At 56.5% G+C, this 17,574-nt stretch carries 16 protein-coding genes; 9 read left to right on the top strand and 7 right to left on the bottom strand.

Annotated elements, in window-relative coordinates:
• Nucleotides 1-2 precede the first annotated feature (2 nt).
• On the top strand, nt 3-761 hold the full coding sequence (locus tag EKM95_RS01805; RefSeq protein WP_164510046.1) for a gamma-glutamyl-gamma-aminobutyrate hydrolase family protein: 759 nt from the start codon (nt 3-5) through the stop codon (nt 759-761).
• A 119-nt stretch (nt 762-880) separates the two neighbouring features.
• Here the strand turns inward: EKM95_RS01805 and EKM95_RS01800 are convergent, their stop codons facing one another.
• On the bottom strand, nt 881-2,020 hold the full coding sequence (locus EKM95_RS01800; protein ID WP_125696123.1) for a baeRF6 domain-containing protein: 1,140 nt from the start codon (nt 2,018-2,020) through the stop codon (nt 881-883).
• Nucleotides 2,021-2,853: 833 nt separating this feature from the next.
• Between EKM95_RS01800 and EKM95_RS01795 the strand changes: the two genes are divergently transcribed.
• A complete protein-coding gene (locus EKM95_RS01795) occupies nt 2,854-3,306 on the top strand; it encodes a hypothetical protein (RefSeq protein ID WP_125696122.1) in 453 nt (150 codons plus the stop codon).
• Nucleotides 3,307-3,309: 3 nt separating this feature from the next.
• Nucleotides 3,310-3,474, top strand: coding sequence for a hypothetical protein (locus EKM95_RS11590; RefSeq protein ID WP_164510045.1), 165 nt, complete (start codon nt 3,310-3,312; stop codon nt 3,472-3,474).
• A 69-nt stretch (nt 3,475-3,543) separates the two neighbouring features.
• On the opposite strand, the gene EKM95_RS01790 is transcribed toward EKM95_RS11590, so the two are convergent.
• Nucleotides 3,544-5,913 carry a phosphoketolase family protein gene (locus EKM95_RS01790; RefSeq protein ID WP_125696121.1) on the bottom strand — a complete coding sequence of 790 codons (2,370 nt, stop codon included), beginning with the start codon at nt 5,911-5,913 and terminating at the stop codon, nt 3,544-3,546.
• Nucleotides 5,914-6,157: 244 nt separating this feature from the next.
• Here EKM95_RS01790 and EKM95_RS11915 point away from each other — a divergent pair, with 244 nt between their 5' ends.
• Both EKM95_RS11915 and EKM95_RS11585 read left to right on the top strand, forming a co-directional pair.
• Nucleotides 6,158-6,286, top strand: a complete 129-nt coding sequence (locus tag EKM95_RS11915; protein ID WP_263852813.1) for a hypothetical protein — start codon at nt 6,158-6,160, stop codon at nt 6,284-6,286.
• A gap of 27 nt (nt 6,287-6,313) precedes the next feature.
• Nucleotides 6,314-6,487, top strand: a complete 174-nt coding sequence (locus tag EKM95_RS11585; protein WP_164510044.1) for a hypothetical protein — start codon at nt 6,314-6,316, stop codon at nt 6,485-6,487.
• Nucleotides 6,488-6,616: 129 nt separating this feature from the next.
• Here the strand turns inward: EKM95_RS11585 and EKM95_RS01785 are convergent, their stop codons facing one another.
• Nucleotides 6,617-7,939: a replication-associated recombination protein A gene (locus EKM95_RS01785; RefSeq protein ID WP_164510043.1), complete on the bottom strand. Its 1,323-nt coding sequence runs from the start codon at nt 7,937-7,939 to the stop codon at nt 6,617-6,619.
• Between the two features lie 250 nt (nt 7,940-8,189).
• Here EKM95_RS01785 and EKM95_RS01780 point away from each other — a divergent pair, with 250 nt between their 5' ends.
• Both EKM95_RS01780 and EKM95_RS01775 read left to right on the top strand, forming a co-directional pair.
• A complete protein-coding gene (locus EKM95_RS01780; RefSeq protein ID WP_125696119.1) occupies nt 8,190-8,516 on the top strand; it encodes a hypothetical protein in 327 nt (108 codons plus the stop codon).
• 8 nt (nt 8,517-8,524) lie between these two features.
• The gene (locus EKM95_RS01775) at nt 8,525-9,097 is read left to right on the top strand and encodes a GNAT family N-acetyltransferase (protein WP_125696118.1); all 573 of its coding nucleotides are present in this window, start codon (nt 8,525-8,527) and stop codon (nt 9,095-9,097) included.
• 62 nt (nt 9,098-9,159) lie between these two features.
• Here the strand turns inward: EKM95_RS01775 and EKM95_RS01770 are convergent, their stop codons facing one another.
• Nucleotides 9,160-10,617: an NCS2 family permease gene (locus EKM95_RS01770; protein ID WP_125696117.1), complete on the bottom strand. Its 1,458-nt coding sequence runs from the start codon at nt 10,615-10,617 to the stop codon at nt 9,160-9,162.
• 274 nt (nt 10,618-10,891) lie between these two features.
• Nucleotides 10,892-11,887, bottom strand: coding sequence for a D-2-hydroxyacid dehydrogenase (locus EKM95_RS01765; RefSeq protein ID WP_125696116.1), 996 nt, complete (start codon nt 11,885-11,887; stop codon nt 10,892-10,894).
• 263 nt (nt 11,888-12,150) lie between these two features.
• Between EKM95_RS01765 and EKM95_RS01760 the strand changes: the two genes are divergently transcribed.
• The gene (locus EKM95_RS01760) at nt 12,151-13,209 is read left to right on the top strand and encodes a D-alanine--D-alanine ligase family protein (RefSeq protein WP_125696115.1); all 1,059 of its coding nucleotides are present in this window, start codon (nt 12,151-12,153) and stop codon (nt 13,207-13,209) included.
• Between the two features lie 797 nt (nt 13,210-14,006).
• Here EKM95_RS01760 and EKM95_RS01755 read toward each other — a convergent pair.
• Nucleotides 14,007-15,473 (bottom strand): family 20 glycosylhydrolase, encoded by a 1,467-nt coding sequence (locus EKM95_RS01755; protein ID WP_125696114.1) that lies wholly within the window; start codon nt 15,471-15,473, stop codon nt 14,007-14,009.
• Nucleotides 15,466-16,776, bottom strand: coding sequence for a sialidase family protein (locus EKM95_RS01750; RefSeq protein WP_125696113.1), 1,311 nt, complete (start codon nt 16,774-16,776; stop codon nt 15,466-15,468). Before EKM95_RS01750 ends, EKM95_RS01755 begins: the two co-directional genes overlap by 8 nt.
• A gap of 105 nt (nt 16,777-16,881) precedes the next feature.
• Between EKM95_RS01750 and EKM95_RS01745 the strand changes: the two genes are divergently transcribed.
• A complete protein-coding gene (locus EKM95_RS01745; RefSeq protein ID WP_164510042.1) occupies nt 16,882-17,499 on the top strand; it encodes an SGNH/GDSL hydrolase family protein in 618 nt (205 codons plus the stop codon).
• Nucleotides 17,500-17,574 lie beyond the last annotated feature (75 nt).

Here is a 17,574-nt window from a genome sequence, read left to right as displayed (position 1 = left end):
TTATGCGTCCGCTAATTGCCATTGCCGCTGATGTGATCGAAGACACCAGCGTTTTTACCAAACCAAATACCGTCGACATCGCCCCAACCATGTTCAAAGACACCGTGATCGAGGCCGGCGGGGTCCCAGTGATCATTCCATTTCCCACGCACATGCGCGAGGCGCCGGGACTGATTGAACGCTTCGTGAGCCTGTTTGACGGCCTGATCATCCCCGGCGGCCCAAATGTGGACCCCACACGCTATGGCGAGCAGCCCGGGCCCTTTATCGGTGCCGCCATGCCGCGCCGCGATGCCTTTGAGCTCGCGCTGATCAAGGCGACGCGCGCTGCACGCAAGCCCATGTTTGGCCTTTGCCGAGGCAGCCATATTCTCAACGTCGCGTGCGGTGGGAGCTTATACCAGGACCTCGCCAGCCAAAAACAGGACAGTCTGCGCCATCTGCAGCGGACCTCCGGCGAATACCCAACACACCACGTTACGATTGCCCGCGACTCGCGGCTGTTTTCGCTGATTGGGGAAACAGCGTACGTCAACTCCCGCCATCATCAAGCCGTCCGCAACCTAGGCCGCGGCTTGAAGGCGATTGCCACCGCCCCAGACGGCACTGTTGAAGGTTTCGAAAGCACAGACGACGACCTGATCTTCGGCCTGCAATGGCACCCGGAAAATCTGTGGCAGGATGACCCTGCGGAGCTGTCGATCTATCAGGACTTCATCGCCCGGGCCGCGGCGCACCAAGAGGCGGCTGGGGCGCTTTGAAACGGCAATCACAGGGTCTCGCATCCCGTCAATGTGCTGTCAAGCATCGTCTTAGATCTGTCGAATCAAAAAGGAGCGCCGACTTCACGTCAGACGCTCCTTTTTTCGACCCCGCGCGTTTATTCTTCGCTGTAACGACGAATGGCTGCGGCCGCCGGTTCCATCAGGTCACTTGGCAACACGTTCACGGTGCCGCCTTGCGCAATCGTCAGGTCGGCCAGGTCATTGAGTAGATTGTTGTGCTTCGCCATTTCACTTTCGGTGTCGATCTTTTGCCCATGCAGGCGGCCATTGATGCGCGCGCCTTGACGAATCACTAACTGCGCGATTGCCCGATGATGCAACGCATCGATAATGCCACCGACATCTTCAAGATAGCGGCCTTTACTGCGGGCACCATCCAGCTGGGCAGAAATGGCCTCTTGGCGCTGGCGGACGTGCTCGAGCCGCACTGGGTTGACCGCTTCGTCCAGTTGAAGCAGCGTCATGTTGGCCGGGCTTGCTTCCACCTGCATCGACCCGGAAAGATGCGTGTTGCGCGACACTTCGCGGAACATGGCAATATTTTGCGGCAGCCCCATCACAACCAGGCGACGCGCATTCGGCTTGGAAAAATGATCCGCGACATAGCTATCCACCGCTTGGTAATAGCGACGGCGGTCGATCTCGTCTTCTTCGGACTTCGCATTGTGGCCATGATACGTGGCGCCCGGTCCGCCTTGGCGCACCGAATTCAGGGACCCGCCGCGCAGCTCAGTGCCCAATGTCCCCTTCAGCGTCAACGGGGCATCGGCACCAAGGGCAACCGGCGTCAGAACGTCCCCTGCATTGTGATACAAACCGATCTGATCGCCTTGCAGCGTCAGCAGGTCAAAATCCAAATGACGTTGATCATCCAACAATAGTGGCAAGATCTGCGGCATTGCTGTGACCATCGCCATTTCTGAGACCGGATATTCCAGGTCACGGATATAGATCGCATCGCTGTTCGCAAGGACCCCAATCCCTTGACCGGAGAGACTGGCGATCTGGCTTGGATCGTCGACCAACGGCTGCAACAAGTCGGCAAACGGCGCCCAATCAACGTCAGGCCAAGCGGAGGCCATCACCTCTTTGGCGTGAGTGAGCAGGTGGCGCATCATCAGTTTGGATTTATCCGCACTTTGATTTGCCTCGAGGGGCATGTAAAGCGAAACGAACGGACCGCTGCTTGCCTCGGTCAATAGATCTTGGAGCGTGGTATAGGTCATCGTAGCCATGAACAATCGTCCCCTTTCTGTAGTGGCACTACTATTTAAGTATAGCAAGAACCCCCGCTTTAAGGCAAAAAAGCGCTTGCACCTTGCCCCATCTAGTTTCTTTTTAAAATCATAACTTTCTACTCACAAAATCTTCACAGGTGGCCGGTACCAGCCGGCAAGATCCCGCCTTCCCCCCAAGGACGGGATCTTTTTGTAGGGTGCGGAGCGCGGCGTTCAGGTCTGAGCAGCTAGTGCGGCCTGGGCGCGTATGGCGCTTTTAGCCATGCGTGACCGAGCCGACTAGATGCCTCAGACCTGCCGCGCGGAGCCCAACTGTAGGGTGCGAAGGTGCGCGCTTATGGTCGAGCGGATAGGCTAGCCAAGCGCTTGGTGGTGCTTCTTGCCACCGAGTGCTTGGCGTACCTAGCTGTCTCGACCATGCGCACCGGAGCCCAACTGTAGGCTGCGGAGGCCCGCGGGATGGTGGGGCAGCTAACTTGGCTTGGGTGCTTGAGGCGTTCTTCGCCTCGAGAGCACAAGACAGTTAGATGTCCCCGCCATGCGGGCCGGAGCCCAACTGTAGGCTGCGGAGGCCCGCGGGATGGTGGGCAGCTAACTTGGCTCGGGTGCTTGAGGCGTTCTTCGCCTCGAGTGCACAAGACAGTTAGATGTCCCCGCCATGCGGGCCGGAGCGCAACTGTAGGCTGCGGAGCGCGGCGTTCAGGTCTGAGCAGCTAGTGCGGCCTGGGCAGCACGTTCCCCCGCATAATTTCCGCGCACCAGTTTTCTCAAATCTGACCCCCCACACCCCCTTTTCTCTGCTAAGCTCAAAGCAGAAAAGAGGAATTCGCATGCCAAGACCCACGCCTCCACGCAACCACAGCGGCTTGATCACCTTGCTGTGGTGCCTACTTCAAGAAACAACTATTTTTATCGCAGCTATTGCCGCCCAGACCGCCGGAATTATGACCACAGAATTCCTGAACCCTGCGATGGTCAGCACCTTTTTGCTGTTTTACCTGACCGGGCGGACGCTCAACTATGGCCTCATTCACCTGCTGGGCTATCACGCAGCGGCGGCGCTCGACGACATTGGCGGTAGCGCGTCCAGTCGCCCGAGCGTCTCACTGCCGGATTTTCAGCGGAGCAGCAATCATTTTAAACGCATTCATCACCAGCGTGCAAAAGGCCGCCACTTGCTTTATCAGGGCGGCTTCATCCTGATGGAAAGCGGCGTGACCTGGGCCACCACAGCGCTGTTCAACCAGTTTTTTCCCGCCGGTAGCGCCCGCATCTGGGTGTGACTCGTGTGCTGGATCATCGTGCTGATCGCTTGTACGATCGGATACGAGACCTATTTTCCAAAAATCTTCCGGCTCAATGTGATGATGACGGAGCACGGCCAACCGGTCCTCCTTCGCCGCGGGGTGCCGCTGCCGCGCATCCCCGACAACATGCGGGCGGACGACTGACTGATCGACACGCAAAGAAGCGCCGCATCTCCCATGATCGAGGGAAATGCGGCGCTTCTTGCATGCAAGTTACTTGATCGGCTTCCAGGTCCAGTTCAGGACTTCAGGAATATCTTCGCCGGTCTCGCGAATATAATCGTAGTGATATTGCAGCGTGTCATCCATTTTCTGTACAAAGCCCGCAGCCTTCTGAGCGTAACTCGGGACATGCAGGATGATGTCCTTGGCCAAGTGGAATCGGTCGAGCTCATTGAGCACCCGCATGTCAAACGGCGTGGTGATCGCGCCTTCTTCACGGAACCCGTGCACATGGACGTCGCGGTTGTGGCGATCAAAGAAGATGTCGCGAATCAGGTCCTCGAAGCCATGGAAGGCAAAGAAGACTGGCTTGTCCGCGGTGAAGTACTGGTCAAAGACCTCATCGCTCAGCCCACGCGGATCGCTCTTCTTCAGCTTCAACAGGTCCAACACGTTGACGAAGCGAATCTTCAGCTCTGGGAAGTTATCATGCAGAATGTCGATCGCAGCGAGGCTTTCCAAGTTGGGCTCGGTGCCGGCTGCCGCCAAAACAACGTCAGGCTCGACCCCATCATCCGTCGATGCCCAGTCGATGCGCTTCAGGCCATTATTAGCCAGGACGGTTGCCTCTTCGATGGAATAGAACTGCGGCCGCGGCTGCTTCGACGTGATCAAGAGGTTGATCGTGTTTTCACTGGAAAAGACTTTCGGCGAGATCGCAAGCAGGGAGTTCGCATCCGCCGGCAGATATTCGCGAATGTATTCGCCCTTCTTTTCCGCCAAATGGGTGAGGACACCCGGATCCATATGGGTGTAACCATTATGATCCTGCTGGAAGGAGGTCGAAGTCGACACGACGTTCAGCGATGGATATGGCTTGTGCCACTTCTGCTCATGCGCTTCACGCAGCCACTTGAAATGCTGGGTGAGCATCGAATCGACCACGCGCAGAAAGGCTTCATAGGACGTGAAGACGCCGTGTCGGCCCGTCAGCGTGTACCCTTCAAGAAAACCTTCCGCCTGATGTTCGGACAGCTGCGAGTCAATGATCCGGCCACTTGCCGCCATGTCCTCATCGGAGCCATTCGTTGAAATGCCTTCTAACCACTGACGGTCAGTGGTCTCAAACAGGCCATACAGGCGGTTGGACATGGTCTCATCCGGTCCAAACACGCGGAAGTTATGCGCGTTGAGCTTGATCAGGTCGCGCAGGTAATCCGACCAAATGATCATATCCTGCTTGACGTTTTTCCCATGCTCCGTGTTGTCCAGCGCGTATTGCTTATAGTCTGGCAACACCAGCGGCTTCGCGTTCAAGCCCATGTTGGTGATTGGGTTGGCGGCCATCCGCTTGGCCCCTTTTGGCGTCAACGTCTTTAGCTCTGGCTTCAGTACCCCGTTTTCATCAAACAGTTCTTCCGGCTTGTAGGACTTGAGCCAAGCAACCAGCTCATCTGCATGGGTCATATCGTCGCGCTTGACCGGAATCGGCACCTGATGCGCGCGGAACGAGCCTTCGATCTTCTCGCCGTTGAATTCCTTTGGACCCGTCCAGCCCTTAGGCGTGCGCACGATCAACACTGGCCAATGCGGCATGGTCGCATCATGTGTCTCGCGGGCATGCTTTTGAATCGCCTTGATCTCTTCGATGATCGTATCGAGCGTCTTGGCCATTTCCGGACTGAGTTTCTCCGGATCATCGCCTTCGACAAAATACGGATGCCAGCCCATACCTTCATAATACTTAGTCAGATCCGCATCGGATTTGCGCGACAAGATCGTCGGATTCGAGATCTTGAACCCGTTCATGTGGACGATCGGCAACACCGCGCCATCTGTGATGGGATTGATGAACGTATTGGAGAACCAGCTGGTCGCCAGCGGCCCCGTTTCGCTTTCGCCATCCCCGATCACCGTGGCCGCAATGACCTCTGGGTTGTCCAAGATCGCGCCGGTCGCATGGCTCAGCGCATAACCCAGCTCGCCGCCTTCATGAATGGAGCCAGGAATCTGCGCATTGGCATGAGACGCCGCACCCCCCGGAAAACTGAAGCGCTTGAACAGCAGCTTCATGCCCGTCTCGTTTTGCGGCATTTCCGGATAGGCCTCGGTGTACGTGCCATCCAAATACGCGTTGGAGATCATGACCTGACCGCCGTGACCCGGGCCTTCAATGTAAAACATATCCAGGTCATACTTATTGATCACGCGATTGAGATGCGCGTAGATGAAGTTTTGGCCGGCAATGGTGCCCCAGTGGCCCAGCGGATTGAATTTCACATCGCTTGATTGAAGCGGCCGCTTCAACAGCGGGTTATCGCGTAAGTAAAGTTGGCCAACGGAGATATAGTTCGCCGCGCGCCAGTATGCGTTCAGTTTGGCAAAGTAGGCTGTGGAATCAAAATCTTTGATAGCTGCCATGACGTAATCCCTGCTTTCTTAATTGTTGCCTTCAGTGTAGCACAAAATAAGCAAGTCCGCTTAATAATACTTACAACGACTTATTACAATTTCTCATTCACCCTTAGTCTAGCAACTCGGCCGCGCCGACCCAAACAATGTGTCTCGAGCAATCAGATTTTTGTAAAAGTTGACCCGCCGCGCCCCTTCACGGTGTTAAAATAATCACAAGGGGGAGCGACCCCAGACACAAGGAGGCGGCGCCATGACGAAAAGTCAACGGTTGACAGCACTCGGCGGCATCTTGATCGGGGTGTGCGCCACGCTACTCGTTCAGTCTTGGCTCGACCAAGTCGTGGTGATCCACGACGATCGCCGACCGGCCCAGCCATAGTTTCAGTTCGCAAAGGAGTGGAGATCCATGAGACTAACATTTTTCGAATGGTTGATCGCTGCATTTGCACTTATCGCGTTTATCGCGCTGATCGCGATCGGCGCCTATATTAGCGCCATCGTCGTCGCCCTACTGATGGTGGGCGCGATCTTGATCGACCGTGACCCGCGCAACGATCTGCGCGGTAAGCATTTGATCTAAATAGACAGAAGCGACGCACGAATCGGGCACCAGCCTAAGCTCACGTTCCGAGCCCGCATCCGTATCAAAAAAGTCCGTAGTCGGCCAAAATTGGCCTTCTGCGGACTTTTTTATTGCTTGCGTCACGGCTTACTTGTTGTCATGTTCGGCATGCCAGGCCTTGATCTGATCCAGCCGGGCCTTCACACGCGCCTCGCTACCCTGATCCGTGGGATGATAATAAGTGCGGCCTTGCAAATTGTCCGGCATGGTCTGCATATTGGTCAACTTATCGGCGCTGTTATGAGCATACTGATAGTCCTTGCCATAGCCGAGATCCTTCATCAGGCCCGTGACGCCGTTTCTGATCTGCAGGGGCACCGGCTCCGCGAGCGTTTCCATCGCATCTTTTTTCGCCGATTCGTAGGCGGTGTATACGGCGTTCGATTTCGGCGCCATGCTCAAATAGGTCACCGCGTGCGTCAGATGCACGCTACACTCAGGCATCCCGATGAACTGACAGGCCTGAAAAACGGCGATCGCGATCTCCAAGGCCCGACTGTCGGCCATGCCGATGTCTTCCGAGGCAAAACGCACAAGCCGCCGCGCGATATACAGCGGGTCTTCCCCCGCCTCCAGCATCCGCGCCAGCCAGTAGATGGCCGCGTCGACGTCTGAATTGCGCATCGATTTGTGCAATGCGGAGATCAGATTGTAGTGCTCCTCACCGTTTTTGTCGTACAGCAGCGCCTTTTTCGTCAGCAGCTGGCCAACCCCCGCAGCCGTCAGTGTGATCGGCTCGCCATCGCTTTGATTGGCGTTCGTCACCGCCATTTCCAGCGTGTTCAGCGCGATACGGGCATCCCCGTTGGCAAAATCGGCCATGCGTTCAAGCAGTTCCTCGCTGACGTTAATGGTTTGCGAGCCATAACCGCGGGGATCGCTGAGGGCCTGATGCAGCACCCGCACGAGGTCTTGCGTCGTCAGCGGCTGAAGCACGAACACCCGCGTCCGCGACAGCAGCGCGGCGTTCACTTCAAAGGAAGGATTTTCCGTCGTCGCCCCGATCAAGATGATCGCCCCGCGTTCCACATACGGGAGGAAGGCATCCTGCTGGGCCTTATTGAAGCGATGAATCTCGTCGACAAAGACGATGGTTTTTTGCCCAAGCTCGCGGTTCGAGGCGGCTTCTTCCATCACCGCCTTGATCTCCTTGATGCCGGCGGTGACCGCCGAAAATGTGACGAATTGCGCCCGGGTGCGGCGCGCGATGATCTGCGCCAGTGTGGTCTTTCCAACACCAGGCGGCCCCCAAAAGATCATTGAAGGGACCTCATCATTTTCGATCACGTTGGTCAACACTTTACCCGGCCCCAGCAGTTGGCTCTGGCCGACAAATTCTTCCAATGTTTGTGGCCGCATCCGGTCCGCCAGCGGCTGAAACTGGCCGGCCTGATCAAATAAAGAGGCCATGACGCTCACTTCCTTTGTTGTGGCCTGCGTTTCCGCGGGTCTGTGCATCCTTTTAGTTGAGCTCCGCCGTGCAGGGGTGAGGCGTTTAGCTGGCGCGTGTGTGTATGGCTGAGTGCGCCATACGCACGCGCGCCAAGCTACCCGCTCACCCCTGAGCGCACGACTGCGCATCCTTTTCTTCATAATACCATGACAACGCCTTGTTGGCGGGGGTATGCTACACTTAAGAAAAGCGAAATGAGGTGCAAGGATGACTGATACAAAAGTACTGGCAAGTTTTCCAAGCGGCGAGTTCGCGGCGTTTTCCACCGCAAAAATGTCGTATTTTTTGCCCATGCGTGCGGACATGACCCGCAGTGAGATCGAACAATTCTTCGGCGAGGACGCAAAATTCGTGGCGCTGACTCCGATGCCGACGGTCGAACTCCATTTGCCCGACACCAAAGTCCAGATCGCACACCCTGGCGACATCATCGCCCATTTTATCAACGGCAAGTATAAAGTGATCTCCGAAGAATACTACAACAAAAATTTCAACGCCCCGATCGTCGACAAAGACGACCACGGCATGATCTGAGGCATGCGATGACTCGTTTTGAAAAATACCACCCACTTTTATCCGCCCATTACACCATGGACTGGCTGACAATGGCCAAGCTCAAAGACGTGTTTGCCTTGCGCAATGATCCGCTCGTCGCTGCGATTTCGGGCCGCGAGCGCGACAGTAGCATCGAGGCCACCGCCCATTACGTCAATCAGTCGATGCGCCTCGTCATGGCGGACCACGCGCTGCTCTATGGCGTGACCGCGCGCGACGACCACAGTTTCTGCGGCAGTTTTTGCCTGTGGAACTTCAGCGAAAATAAATCTCAAGCGCAGATTCGTTTCGAGGTCCTCGCCGCCCAAGCGAGTCGCCCCGTGATGACCGAAGTGCTGCCACGGATGCTGGGCTTCGCCTTTTTCGAGCTCGGCGTCGCCCAGGTCTATGCCCTGTTGCCGGAAACCGCCACAGCGGATGTGGCCTTGCTGAAGGCGAACCACTTCACGGCAACATCGACTGGCCGAACGCGCACAATGCCAGATGGGCAAAGTGTGCCGCTGCTCAAATTGACACTTGCCGGCGAGACAGTCAAAGACGACCCACAGTATCAGTTCTAAGTTTACTCACGAAAAATGGCGCCTCCACCCATGTGAAGACGCCATTTTTTCGTGCCGACTTTTTACAAAACAGCCAGCACAATGAAGTTCAAGATGAAGCCGAGGGTCGCAATACCCAAAACCGGATGAATGTCGCGGATCTTGCCTGTCAGAATCTTGACCAAGCAGTAGAAGATAAACCCAGCGGCGATGCCGTACGAGATGTTGTAGATGAGGCCCATCACAACGGACGCCATAAATGCCGGCAGGGCCTCTTCCATGCTGCTCCAATCGATCTCCTTGAGACTGGAGACCATCATGACCCCGACGAGAATGAGCGCCGGCGCAACCGCTTGGGTCGGCACGATGCTGATCAGTGGGGCAAAAACAGCTGAGAGCAGGAAGCAGGCCGCAGTGGTCACGGACGTAAGGCCAGTGCGCCCACCAGCACCGATTCCAGCGGCACTTTCAACATAAGTCGTCGTGTTGGAAGTCCCGAAGATCGCACCGATCGAAGTGGCGATAGAATCGGCGAAAAGCGCCTTATCCATTTTCGAGGAGAACCCGTGGCCGGTCTCCATCGCGATCTCATCGGCATCGGAGAAGATTCCGGTGCGCCGGCCCGTGCCGATGAAGGTACCCAGTGTGTCAAAGGTATCGGAGAAACTAAAGGCGAAAATCGTCATCAAGCTGATCACGATCTTATCCGGCGAGGTGAACAGGCTGCCCATCCCCTTGGCCGAAAACGCTGCACCAAATGTGGTGCTGAGCTGGCCGATCGCGTGGCCGAGCGAATTGTTCGCGGAAAAATCAAGACTGGTGACCCCCATCGGAATCCCGATGATGGTCGTGATCACGATGCTCAGCAGAACCGCGCCCGGCACTTTTTTGATGACCAAGATCGCCATCACGAACAACCCGATCAGCGCAAGCAACGCGCCGGACTGCGTGAAATTGACCAGCGCCGGCACGATGCCGCCGCCTGTGACAACGCCGGTGACGCCATCTTTATAGGAAGTCGTGCCGGCGTTGTAAGCCGCATTGTTGATGCTCAAGATATTCGAACTGTCCGACGTGAATTGGAGGAAACCGGCATTTTTCAAACCGATGTAGGCAACGAAGACGCCGATCCCACCGCCGATCGCGTGCTGTAAGCTTTCTGGAATGGCGGTGATGATCAGCTTACGCACTTTGGTCACGGTGATCAGGATGTTGATGAGCCCGCAGATGAAGACCATCGCGAGAGCCTGTTGCCAAGAATACCCGAGGGCGAAGACAACGGTGTAGGTGAAAAACGCGTTCAGGCCCATCCCCGGCGCCAGCGCGTAAGGAACGTTCGCGAACAACCCCATAAACAGTGTCCCGACTGCACTTGCAATGATCGTTGCGAGGAAAACAGCCTGCGATGGCATGCCGGCCAACGACAGGACTTGCGGGTTGACGAATAAAATATAAGACATGGCAAAGAATGTGGTAAGGCCCGCAAGAATTTCACGACCGGTCGTTGTTCCGTTCGCTTTTAATTGGAAAAAGTGATCCATGATGCACCTCTTTGTTCGTATTTGACGATAAACCCAATATACCAAAAAAATGACCACAGTCAAGCGGAAACACGTCTTATTTTTAATTTTTTAGATTTAACGTTCGGTTTATAACGAACAACGGACGTGTTGCGTCGTGAGGCAGTCAACATCATGCCGATTCTTGTTCACCAACGATAACTAGCCGACAATCTTTACTTTTTCCTCGTTCGTGTTTTCGAGCAATCAAAAAGGCCCCGCGTTTGTTTGCGCAAGGCCTTCGATCCGCTGAACTTTATTTTGGATGGACGATTGTTTCCGTGGTGCCTGTGGTCAACAGCTCTGTCAGATAAGTCAGCGAGAAGGTCACCATGTTGTGGACCGCCGTCTCGGTGTAATACGCGACATGCGGCGTTAGCAACACATTCGGCATTTTCTGCAGCTGATCCCATTGTGGGTCGGAAAACCGGCCGGTGTGTGCCATATCCAGCAGCGCCGCCGTTTCATGCTCGTAGGTATCGATGCCAGCCCCTGCTAAGTGGCCACTTTCCAGCGCCGCGATCATGGCGGCAGTATCGACTAAATTACCACGCGCCGTATTGATCAGCACCGCCCCAGGCTTCATCTGCGCCAGCGCCCGGGCATCAATGATGTGATCATTCGCCGGAACGCCCGGAATATGCAGGTCGACCACATCACTGGCCGCGAGCAATTCATCCATGTCGGCATAGCGGCAGGCCAGGGTGTCGTCCTTGGAAGGATGCGGATCATACGTGATCACCTTGGCGCCAAATCCGGAAAACATCTGGATGGCCGCACGCCCAATGCGCCCAGCGCCGATGATGCCGACCGTCTGGCTGCGCAGTTCGCGGCCGATCAATCGCGTTGACCCCGCATAATCGCCATGGCGCAGGGCATGCTCGACTTCCCCCACCCGCCGCAACAGGTTCAGCGTCATCGTCACCGCAAACTCCGCGATGGCTTCCGGGGAATACGCCGGCGTATTGGCCAGCGTCACACCATTTTTGGCTGCGGCTGCAAAATCGACATTATCCGTGCCGACGTTGCGCAACGTCAAATAGTGGATCCCGTATTCGCCCATTTTATCGAAGACAGCCGCCGAATACGGGGTCGTCTGCAGGCAGTTGATGCCATCGTACCCCTTTGCCCATTCGACCGTATCGGCTTCAAGCAGTTCTTCTTTGATCGTCAGTTCGTCGCCTGTTTCTTGTGCCCATTGCTTCATATATGGAATCTCGTCGACGCGCGCCCCATAGGCAATGATTTTCAAGTTCGCCACTCCCTTTTTCAGATATTTTCAGTATACGGGAAGAACGACCCGGTTGGCTAGTCGAACCGCGGGGAAAATAACGAGCGACATCAGGCAGCTGCGAAGCGTTCAACCAAAAACAACGAAGCCCCTCGACTCCTTAATTTTTGGTGAAAGCGCTTCATTCGTTCCAATGACTGCTTCGTTTGTGCTATGCTTAAGGTTCTAAAACTATCGGCTGCGCGGTTCACCCCGCGCGGGAAAAATCAGGAGGTTCTACCCTTATGAAAATTGCCGTATTAGCCGGCGGGCGCAGTACCGAGCGCAACGTCTCGTTCTCCAGCGGCTACCGCATCACCAACGCCCTTCGCGAAAAAGGGCACGAAGCGACATTCATCGACCTGTTTCTCGGCTACGACTTGGCAGGCAAGGCGCCAGTCTCAGCCTTTGACGACGCGAACACGTCCAAAGATCTGAACATCTCGGATGCGATCTTGACCGACGCCGACATCAACGCGCTGCGCAGCGACGGCTCAACCGAGCTCTTCGGCCCAAACGTCCTGGCCATTTGCAAAGAAGCCGACATCGTTTTCCTCGCCCTGCACGGCGGCGACGGCGAAAACGGCAAGGTGCAAGCCGTGCTTGACCTGAACAACATCAAATACACCGGCTCCGGCTCGACTGCATCCGGCATCACGATGAATAAGGTCTACAGCAAAGAGATCATGCTGTATCACGGCATCCAGACCGCGGCCTTCATCGAGTACACCCGCGATCAAGGCGCCACGGGCCATGTCTTGCCATTCGCCTACCCAGTCGTGGTCAAGCCAACTTCCGGCGGTTCCTCTGTCGGCACCCATATCGTGCATGATGCAGACGAACTGGAAAACAGCTTGAATGATGTCTTCCGGTTTGACAACTCGGCCATCGTGGAGGAATTCACCCCAGGGCGCGAGTTCTCACTCGGCGTTGTCAACGGCCATGCCTTCCCAGCCATCGAGATTCAGGTCCATGATGGCTGGTACGATTTCGAACATAAATTCCAACCAGGTCACACCGACTTCGTGACCCCGCCGCATGACCTTGACGACGACGTTCACCAGCAAATGAAAGACGTTGCGGTCCAAACCATGAAGGTCCTCGGTATGCAAAACTACGGCCGTATCGACTTCTTTGCCAACGACGGCGGCGTTTGGGTCATCGAAGCCAATAACCTGCCAGGCATGACACCGCTCTCCCTTCTGCCGCAAGAAGCAGAAGCAGAAGGCGTGGCCTACCCAGACCTCGTCGAAAGCATCGTCGAAGGCAAACTCGCCCTTTACGAAAGTGGCATGAATAATTAAGGAAGGGTGCGGAGCGCGGCGTTCAGGTCTGAGTAGCTAGTGCGGCCTGGGCGCGTATGGCGCACCTAGCCATACGTGACCAGGTCGACTAGATGCTTCAGACCTGCCGCGCGAAGCCCAACTGGAAAAGGGTGCGGAGGCCTGCGGGATGGTCGAGTAGCTAGTTTGGCTCGGGTACTTGGTGGCGAACCTTGCCACCGAGTGCACGAGACAACTAGATACCTCGACCATGCGGGCCGGAGCCCAACTGGAAAAGGGTGCGGAGGCCCGCGGGATGGTCTATGCCTCACAGTCGGGCGCCATCCCATTTTCTCCAATTGACAACTGCACCATGACCCGTCATAATACAGGGCATGGTGCCAAACCATACTGTGAGTCAGGACGATCGGCGCGCAAACGTTCAGAAGGTCGAAGGGGCTCACTTTTTTTGTGCAGTTTTTTGCGCGACCGCAGTCCTAGTTATGTTCGCATCAAGTAGATCATAACCCCGTCTCACCGGCATTTCTAATCAGTTCGCCATTTATATAACCGCTTTCTTAAAAATGTCAAGGGGCAATCTTACCTTTAATTTGTGTAGACTTTTATTGATTTTGGCTATTGAGGCAAGGGCGCTGCGATGAGATAGTAATCATGTCTTCAAGGGGACCTCCCCATCCGCTTGAAGGCGTAACATCCTCTAAAGACTTTCTCTAACGCCTAGGCGGCAGTGCGTTGCACAGCCGCTATTTTTGTACGAAAAAAGCATCGAGCTGCCCAGCACTTTGGCGTCTCGATGCTTTTTTGAACCTGCTTCTTGGTCAGTCCCGCCCTGCCAGTGGCTTCAAAGCCGCCATTAGTCGCTGCTGCTCAGTCCAGGACCGGGCTACGTTGATCGCCGGTGTCCATGCTTTCGCCGCAAACGCCTGCAGCGCCGAACTGATCTCTTGCCGAATCGTCTTTTCATCGGTCAGATCCGGTTCATCGCACCAGATCGCTAAGGCTGCCCCACAGATGCGCGGGTCGTCATCCGGCAGCTCGGTGCCGGCGAACAGCCCCGGATGCCAATTCTCGTAGATGTTCCGATCTTGATCTGGGACGTCGAAGCTGTGCTGGGCGCGCCCGTCTTCGGGCAGCTCGGTGCGCAAGACATAATAGAAGAACGTCGAATTAACGTTGAACAGCCGGCGCTGACCGCGCGCCAGAAAGACCGGCAATTCGGCGACTGCCTTGTTCCAATTCATCGGATACCAGTAGTCGATGCCAAGTGCCGGATCGATCTGGATCCGCTGAGGGGCACCCTGCTCCCCATTTTCGCTGTAATACAGACCGTCATTCCAGACGCGCGCGTGGAAGCCGTGGTCCTCGGCCAAGTCCGCGAGATCGGCGACATAGCCGGCCAGCGCGTCCTTGAACGTCGCCTCCTTGCCATACCGGTGCTTGGCATACGTGTCCAGCACCGGCTGGTAAGTGGTCAAAAACGGCTCGCGGTCCAGTTCCATATATTCGTCGCCGCCAATGTGAAAGTCGCGGCACCCTGCAAACAGGGCAAAATACTCCTCATACAGGCTGCGGAAGTACGCCTTGGCCGCCGGGTCGGTAATATCCAGTCCAGTCGTCGACCGGGTGCCATCCACCCCGCGTTGGCCGAATTCCGGATGTACCTTCAAAATATGTTCCACGTGCCCCGGCGTATCAAAAGACGGAATCACATCAACCTGATACCGCCGCGCTTCGGCCAAGATCTCGCGGACATCTGCCTTGCTCAGATGATGCGTCGACACGATTGCCGGGTCCGTGTCACAGTCGATTCGAAACCCACGATTTTCCGAAAAATGGAACTGCAAGGTGTTGATGCGCAGGAATGAGAGCCAGTGAATCAGGTCAATGAGCCATGCCTTGGAAAAATATTTGCGGCCGGCATCGACAAATAGCCGGCGCTCACCTAATGCGGGCTGTTCGTGCACACTGCCCAGCGGCCAACCACCTGCCACGTGCAGGCGCGCGATCACCGTCCGTAAGCCGTACAGCAACCCCCGCGTGGTCGCAGCCGAAATGGTCAGGCGCGCTTCAGTCGCTTCGATTGCAAACCCGTCCCCACTAGCCATGTCGTCAGCCAGCGCCAGCTGCAAAGCCTGCGTCCCCGTCGCGCCAGCTGCCGGCAGCGACAAGCCCCAGCCGCTTGTCGCTAATTCATCGGCGACGATCGCGACCAGGTCGGCGATGGCCGGCGTCTCTGCCCCACGTAAGGTCGTCTCTGCATTCAATTGCCACATTGGCTCAGTCATTTGGTTCCTCCATCTGTGAAAAATCCGCTAATGTAAATATTTTCAAACATAGCCGCATATGCGCCCAATCACTTTGATCGGCGATGCGCTCGTACAGCACCGCAAACCGCTGATCATCCAGCTGCGTCAGACAAGAATAGCCAAACCCCATCGTGGGCGGTTCAACTTGCAGGACCTGCGACCAGGTCTGGCCGCCGTCGCGCGAAAGATGAATCTGCCCATTTTGCCGCGTTTCGGTGGCGCTCTCCGCATGACTCGCCAACAGGACTGTTTTTCCCCGATCATAGAGGTAGCTCGCCTGATTGATCGGTGTCTGGAAACCGGTGACGGGGCGCAACGTGTCAAAATGGCCCCCGCCATCGCCGCTTGTCGCCACCAGCGCATGCGGCGCCGGCAGATGATTGCGCATAAACAGCTGAACAGTACCGTCTTGCGCCACGACCGCCTGTGCTTCGGTCAAGTTGGCCGCGCCCACATCACTTGTCGCCGGATCGATCACCTGACCAGCCACCACGCGGCCCGCATTTGGCGTTTCGCCCAGCTGCCACGTCGCGCCATGGTCATCGCTATAGATCAGCGCCGCCGACATGAAATGCGCCGCATTGGCAAAATACACCGGAAACAGCAGGCGGCCTTGATGCGCGCCGGCTTCGATCACCGTCCCAATGCCTGGCCCCGCCCCAAGAAATGACATCCAGGGCTGTTTGACCTGTGGATTGAGATCAATGGGCGCCGACCAGGTCACACCGTCATCATCACTGAAGACCGTCTGCAAAAACACAGTGGGCTGTTCCATTAAGTCCTGTGCTTTGTCGCGGGCGTGATACCAATGATGCCCATCGATCATCGTCCCGGCCGCCTGCTGGCCAGTCGGCGTCCCGGCTGCATCGCGCACGATCCCGGCGCCATCGACGGAAAACAAGTGGCCGGCTTCGTCGCTCAGTCGCCGGCCAAACGGGCCAAACCCCGTTCCGACGACGGAATTGAACAGCCCGACACCACTGGGCGAATGGGAAAACAGGACCCAGATGCACCCAGTGGCAGGATCCTGCAGGCTACTCGAGTCGATCGCCGAGGCGCCGTTCAATCCGCGCCCGGGATAGGCGACGACCGTTTGCATCAGGCCAAACGTCGCGCCGCCATCCGTGCTACGCCGAAGTACGCAATGAATCTCGTTGGGACTGTCATTTGAGGACGCCACGCGCCCATCCGCAAACGCCAGCACCGTGCCAGCCGCAGTGGTCAGCAAATTTGGAATCCGGTAGGTGGCGATGCCATTTGTCTCTGGTTCAAATAGTGCCATTTGTGTCTCCTTTACGCATAGTCGCGTCAAAAGTCCATATTCACGAGCCACGTCGCCATTGTGTTTTCCGTCTGGCCTCGTATCATGGCCACAGGAGGATTTATCATGAAACGACTGATCACATTCGGCGATTCGGTGACGTGGTACGATCGCCAGCGCTATTTAGCCACCACTCACACCCCGGGGCAGCGCTGTGTCGGCTACCAACAGGTGTTGCGAGAGACATTCGGCGTACCCGTCCTCAATGAAGGGGTCTCCGGCGAAACGCTCCAGCAGATCACCCAGCGTATGGCGACTTTTGCCTTTCGCCCCGGGGACGCGCTGGTGCTGTTTGGTGGCATCAACAACTTCAACAAGGAGTCGCTCAGCCAGATCGGCGCGCCAACCACGCTGGCGCCCGAGACCTTTACCGGTGCCACCCGACACTGCCTCACCCAATTGGCACAAACGTCCCCGACCATCCCCGTCCTGCTGGTGGCTCCCTACCCCGTTTATAAGCGGGAAAAAGGCTGGAGCGCCGGCGCTTATCGTGAGCGCATCCTGGCCCTTGGTCGGGAATTCGACCGGCCCGTGTGTGACTTGTGGCCGCTGGACGTCAAGGCGGACGTCACACGATTTTTCGCCGATGACGTGGCGCAGACCGGGTTCTTGTTTCATCCGACCGATTGGGGCCATCGCCTGATTGGCCGCCAGATCGCGGATACGCTCGCACAACTTATTTGAACAGCCAACGAAAAACGGCGACGGTCCATGCGGCCCTCGCCGTTTTTTCTATTCCACGGAAATGCAGCCTCGCAC

Source organism: Lacticaseibacillus yichunensis, assembly GCF_003946405.1.
GTDB lineage: Bacteria > Bacillota > Bacilli > Lactobacillales > Lactobacillaceae > Lacticaseibacillus > Lacticaseibacillus yichunensis.
This window is presented reverse-complemented; position numbering and strand designations above follow the sequence as displayed.

Excerpts from the sequence above, each read along its gene's own strand:
- EKM95_RS01800 (WP_125696123.1), bottom strand. The coding sequence starts at position 2,020 with ATGGCTACGATGACCTATACCACGCTCCAAGATCTATTGACCGAGGCA.
- EKM95_RS01785 (WP_164510043.1), bottom strand. The coding sequence starts at position 7,939 with ATGGCCTCTTTATTTGATCAGGCCGGCCAGTTTCAGCCGCTGGCGGAC.
- EKM95_RS11915 (WP_263852813.1), top strand. The coding sequence starts at position 6,158 with ATGACGAAAAGTCAACGGTTGACAGCACTCGGCGGCATCTTGATCGGG.
- EKM95_RS01745 (WP_164510042.1), top strand. The coding sequence starts at position 16,882 with ATGAAACGACTGATCACATTCGGCGATTCGGTGACGTGGTACGATCGC.
- EKM95_RS01795 (WP_125696122.1), top strand. The coding sequence starts at position 2,854 with ATGCCAAGACCCACGCCTCCACGCAACCACAGCGGCTTGATCACCTTG.
- EKM95_RS01755 (WP_125696114.1), bottom strand. The coding sequence starts at position 15,473 with ATGACTGAGCCAATGTGGCAATTGAATGCAGAGACGACCTTACGTGGG.
- EKM95_RS01770 (WP_125696117.1), bottom strand. The coding sequence starts at position 10,617 with ATGGATCACTTTTTCCAATTAAAAGCGAACGGAACAACGACCGGTCGT.
- EKM95_RS01760 (WP_125696115.1), top strand. The coding sequence starts at position 12,151 with ATGAAAATTGCCGTATTAGCCGGCGGGCGCAGTACCGAGCGCAACGTC.
- EKM95_RS01750 (WP_125696113.1), bottom strand. The coding sequence starts at position 16,776 with ATGGCACTATTTGAACCAGAGACAAATGGCATCGCCACCTACCGGATT.
- EKM95_RS01775 (WP_125696118.1), top strand. The coding sequence starts at position 8,525 with ATGACTCGTTTTGAAAAATACCACCCACTTTTATCCGCCCATTACACC.
- EKM95_RS01780 (WP_125696119.1), top strand. The coding sequence starts at position 8,190 with ATGACTGATACAAAAGTACTGGCAAGTTTTCCAAGCGGCGAGTTCGCG.
- EKM95_RS01805 (WP_164510046.1), top strand. The coding sequence starts at position 3 with ATGCGTCCGCTAATTGCCATTGCCGCTGATGTGATCGAAGACACCAGC.
- EKM95_RS01790 (WP_125696121.1), bottom strand. The coding sequence starts at position 5,913 with ATGGCAGCTATCAAAGATTTTGATTCCACAGCCTACTTTGCCAAACTG.
- EKM95_RS11585 (WP_164510044.1), top strand. The coding sequence starts at position 6,314 with ATGAGACTAACATTTTTCGAATGGTTGATCGCTGCATTTGCACTTATC.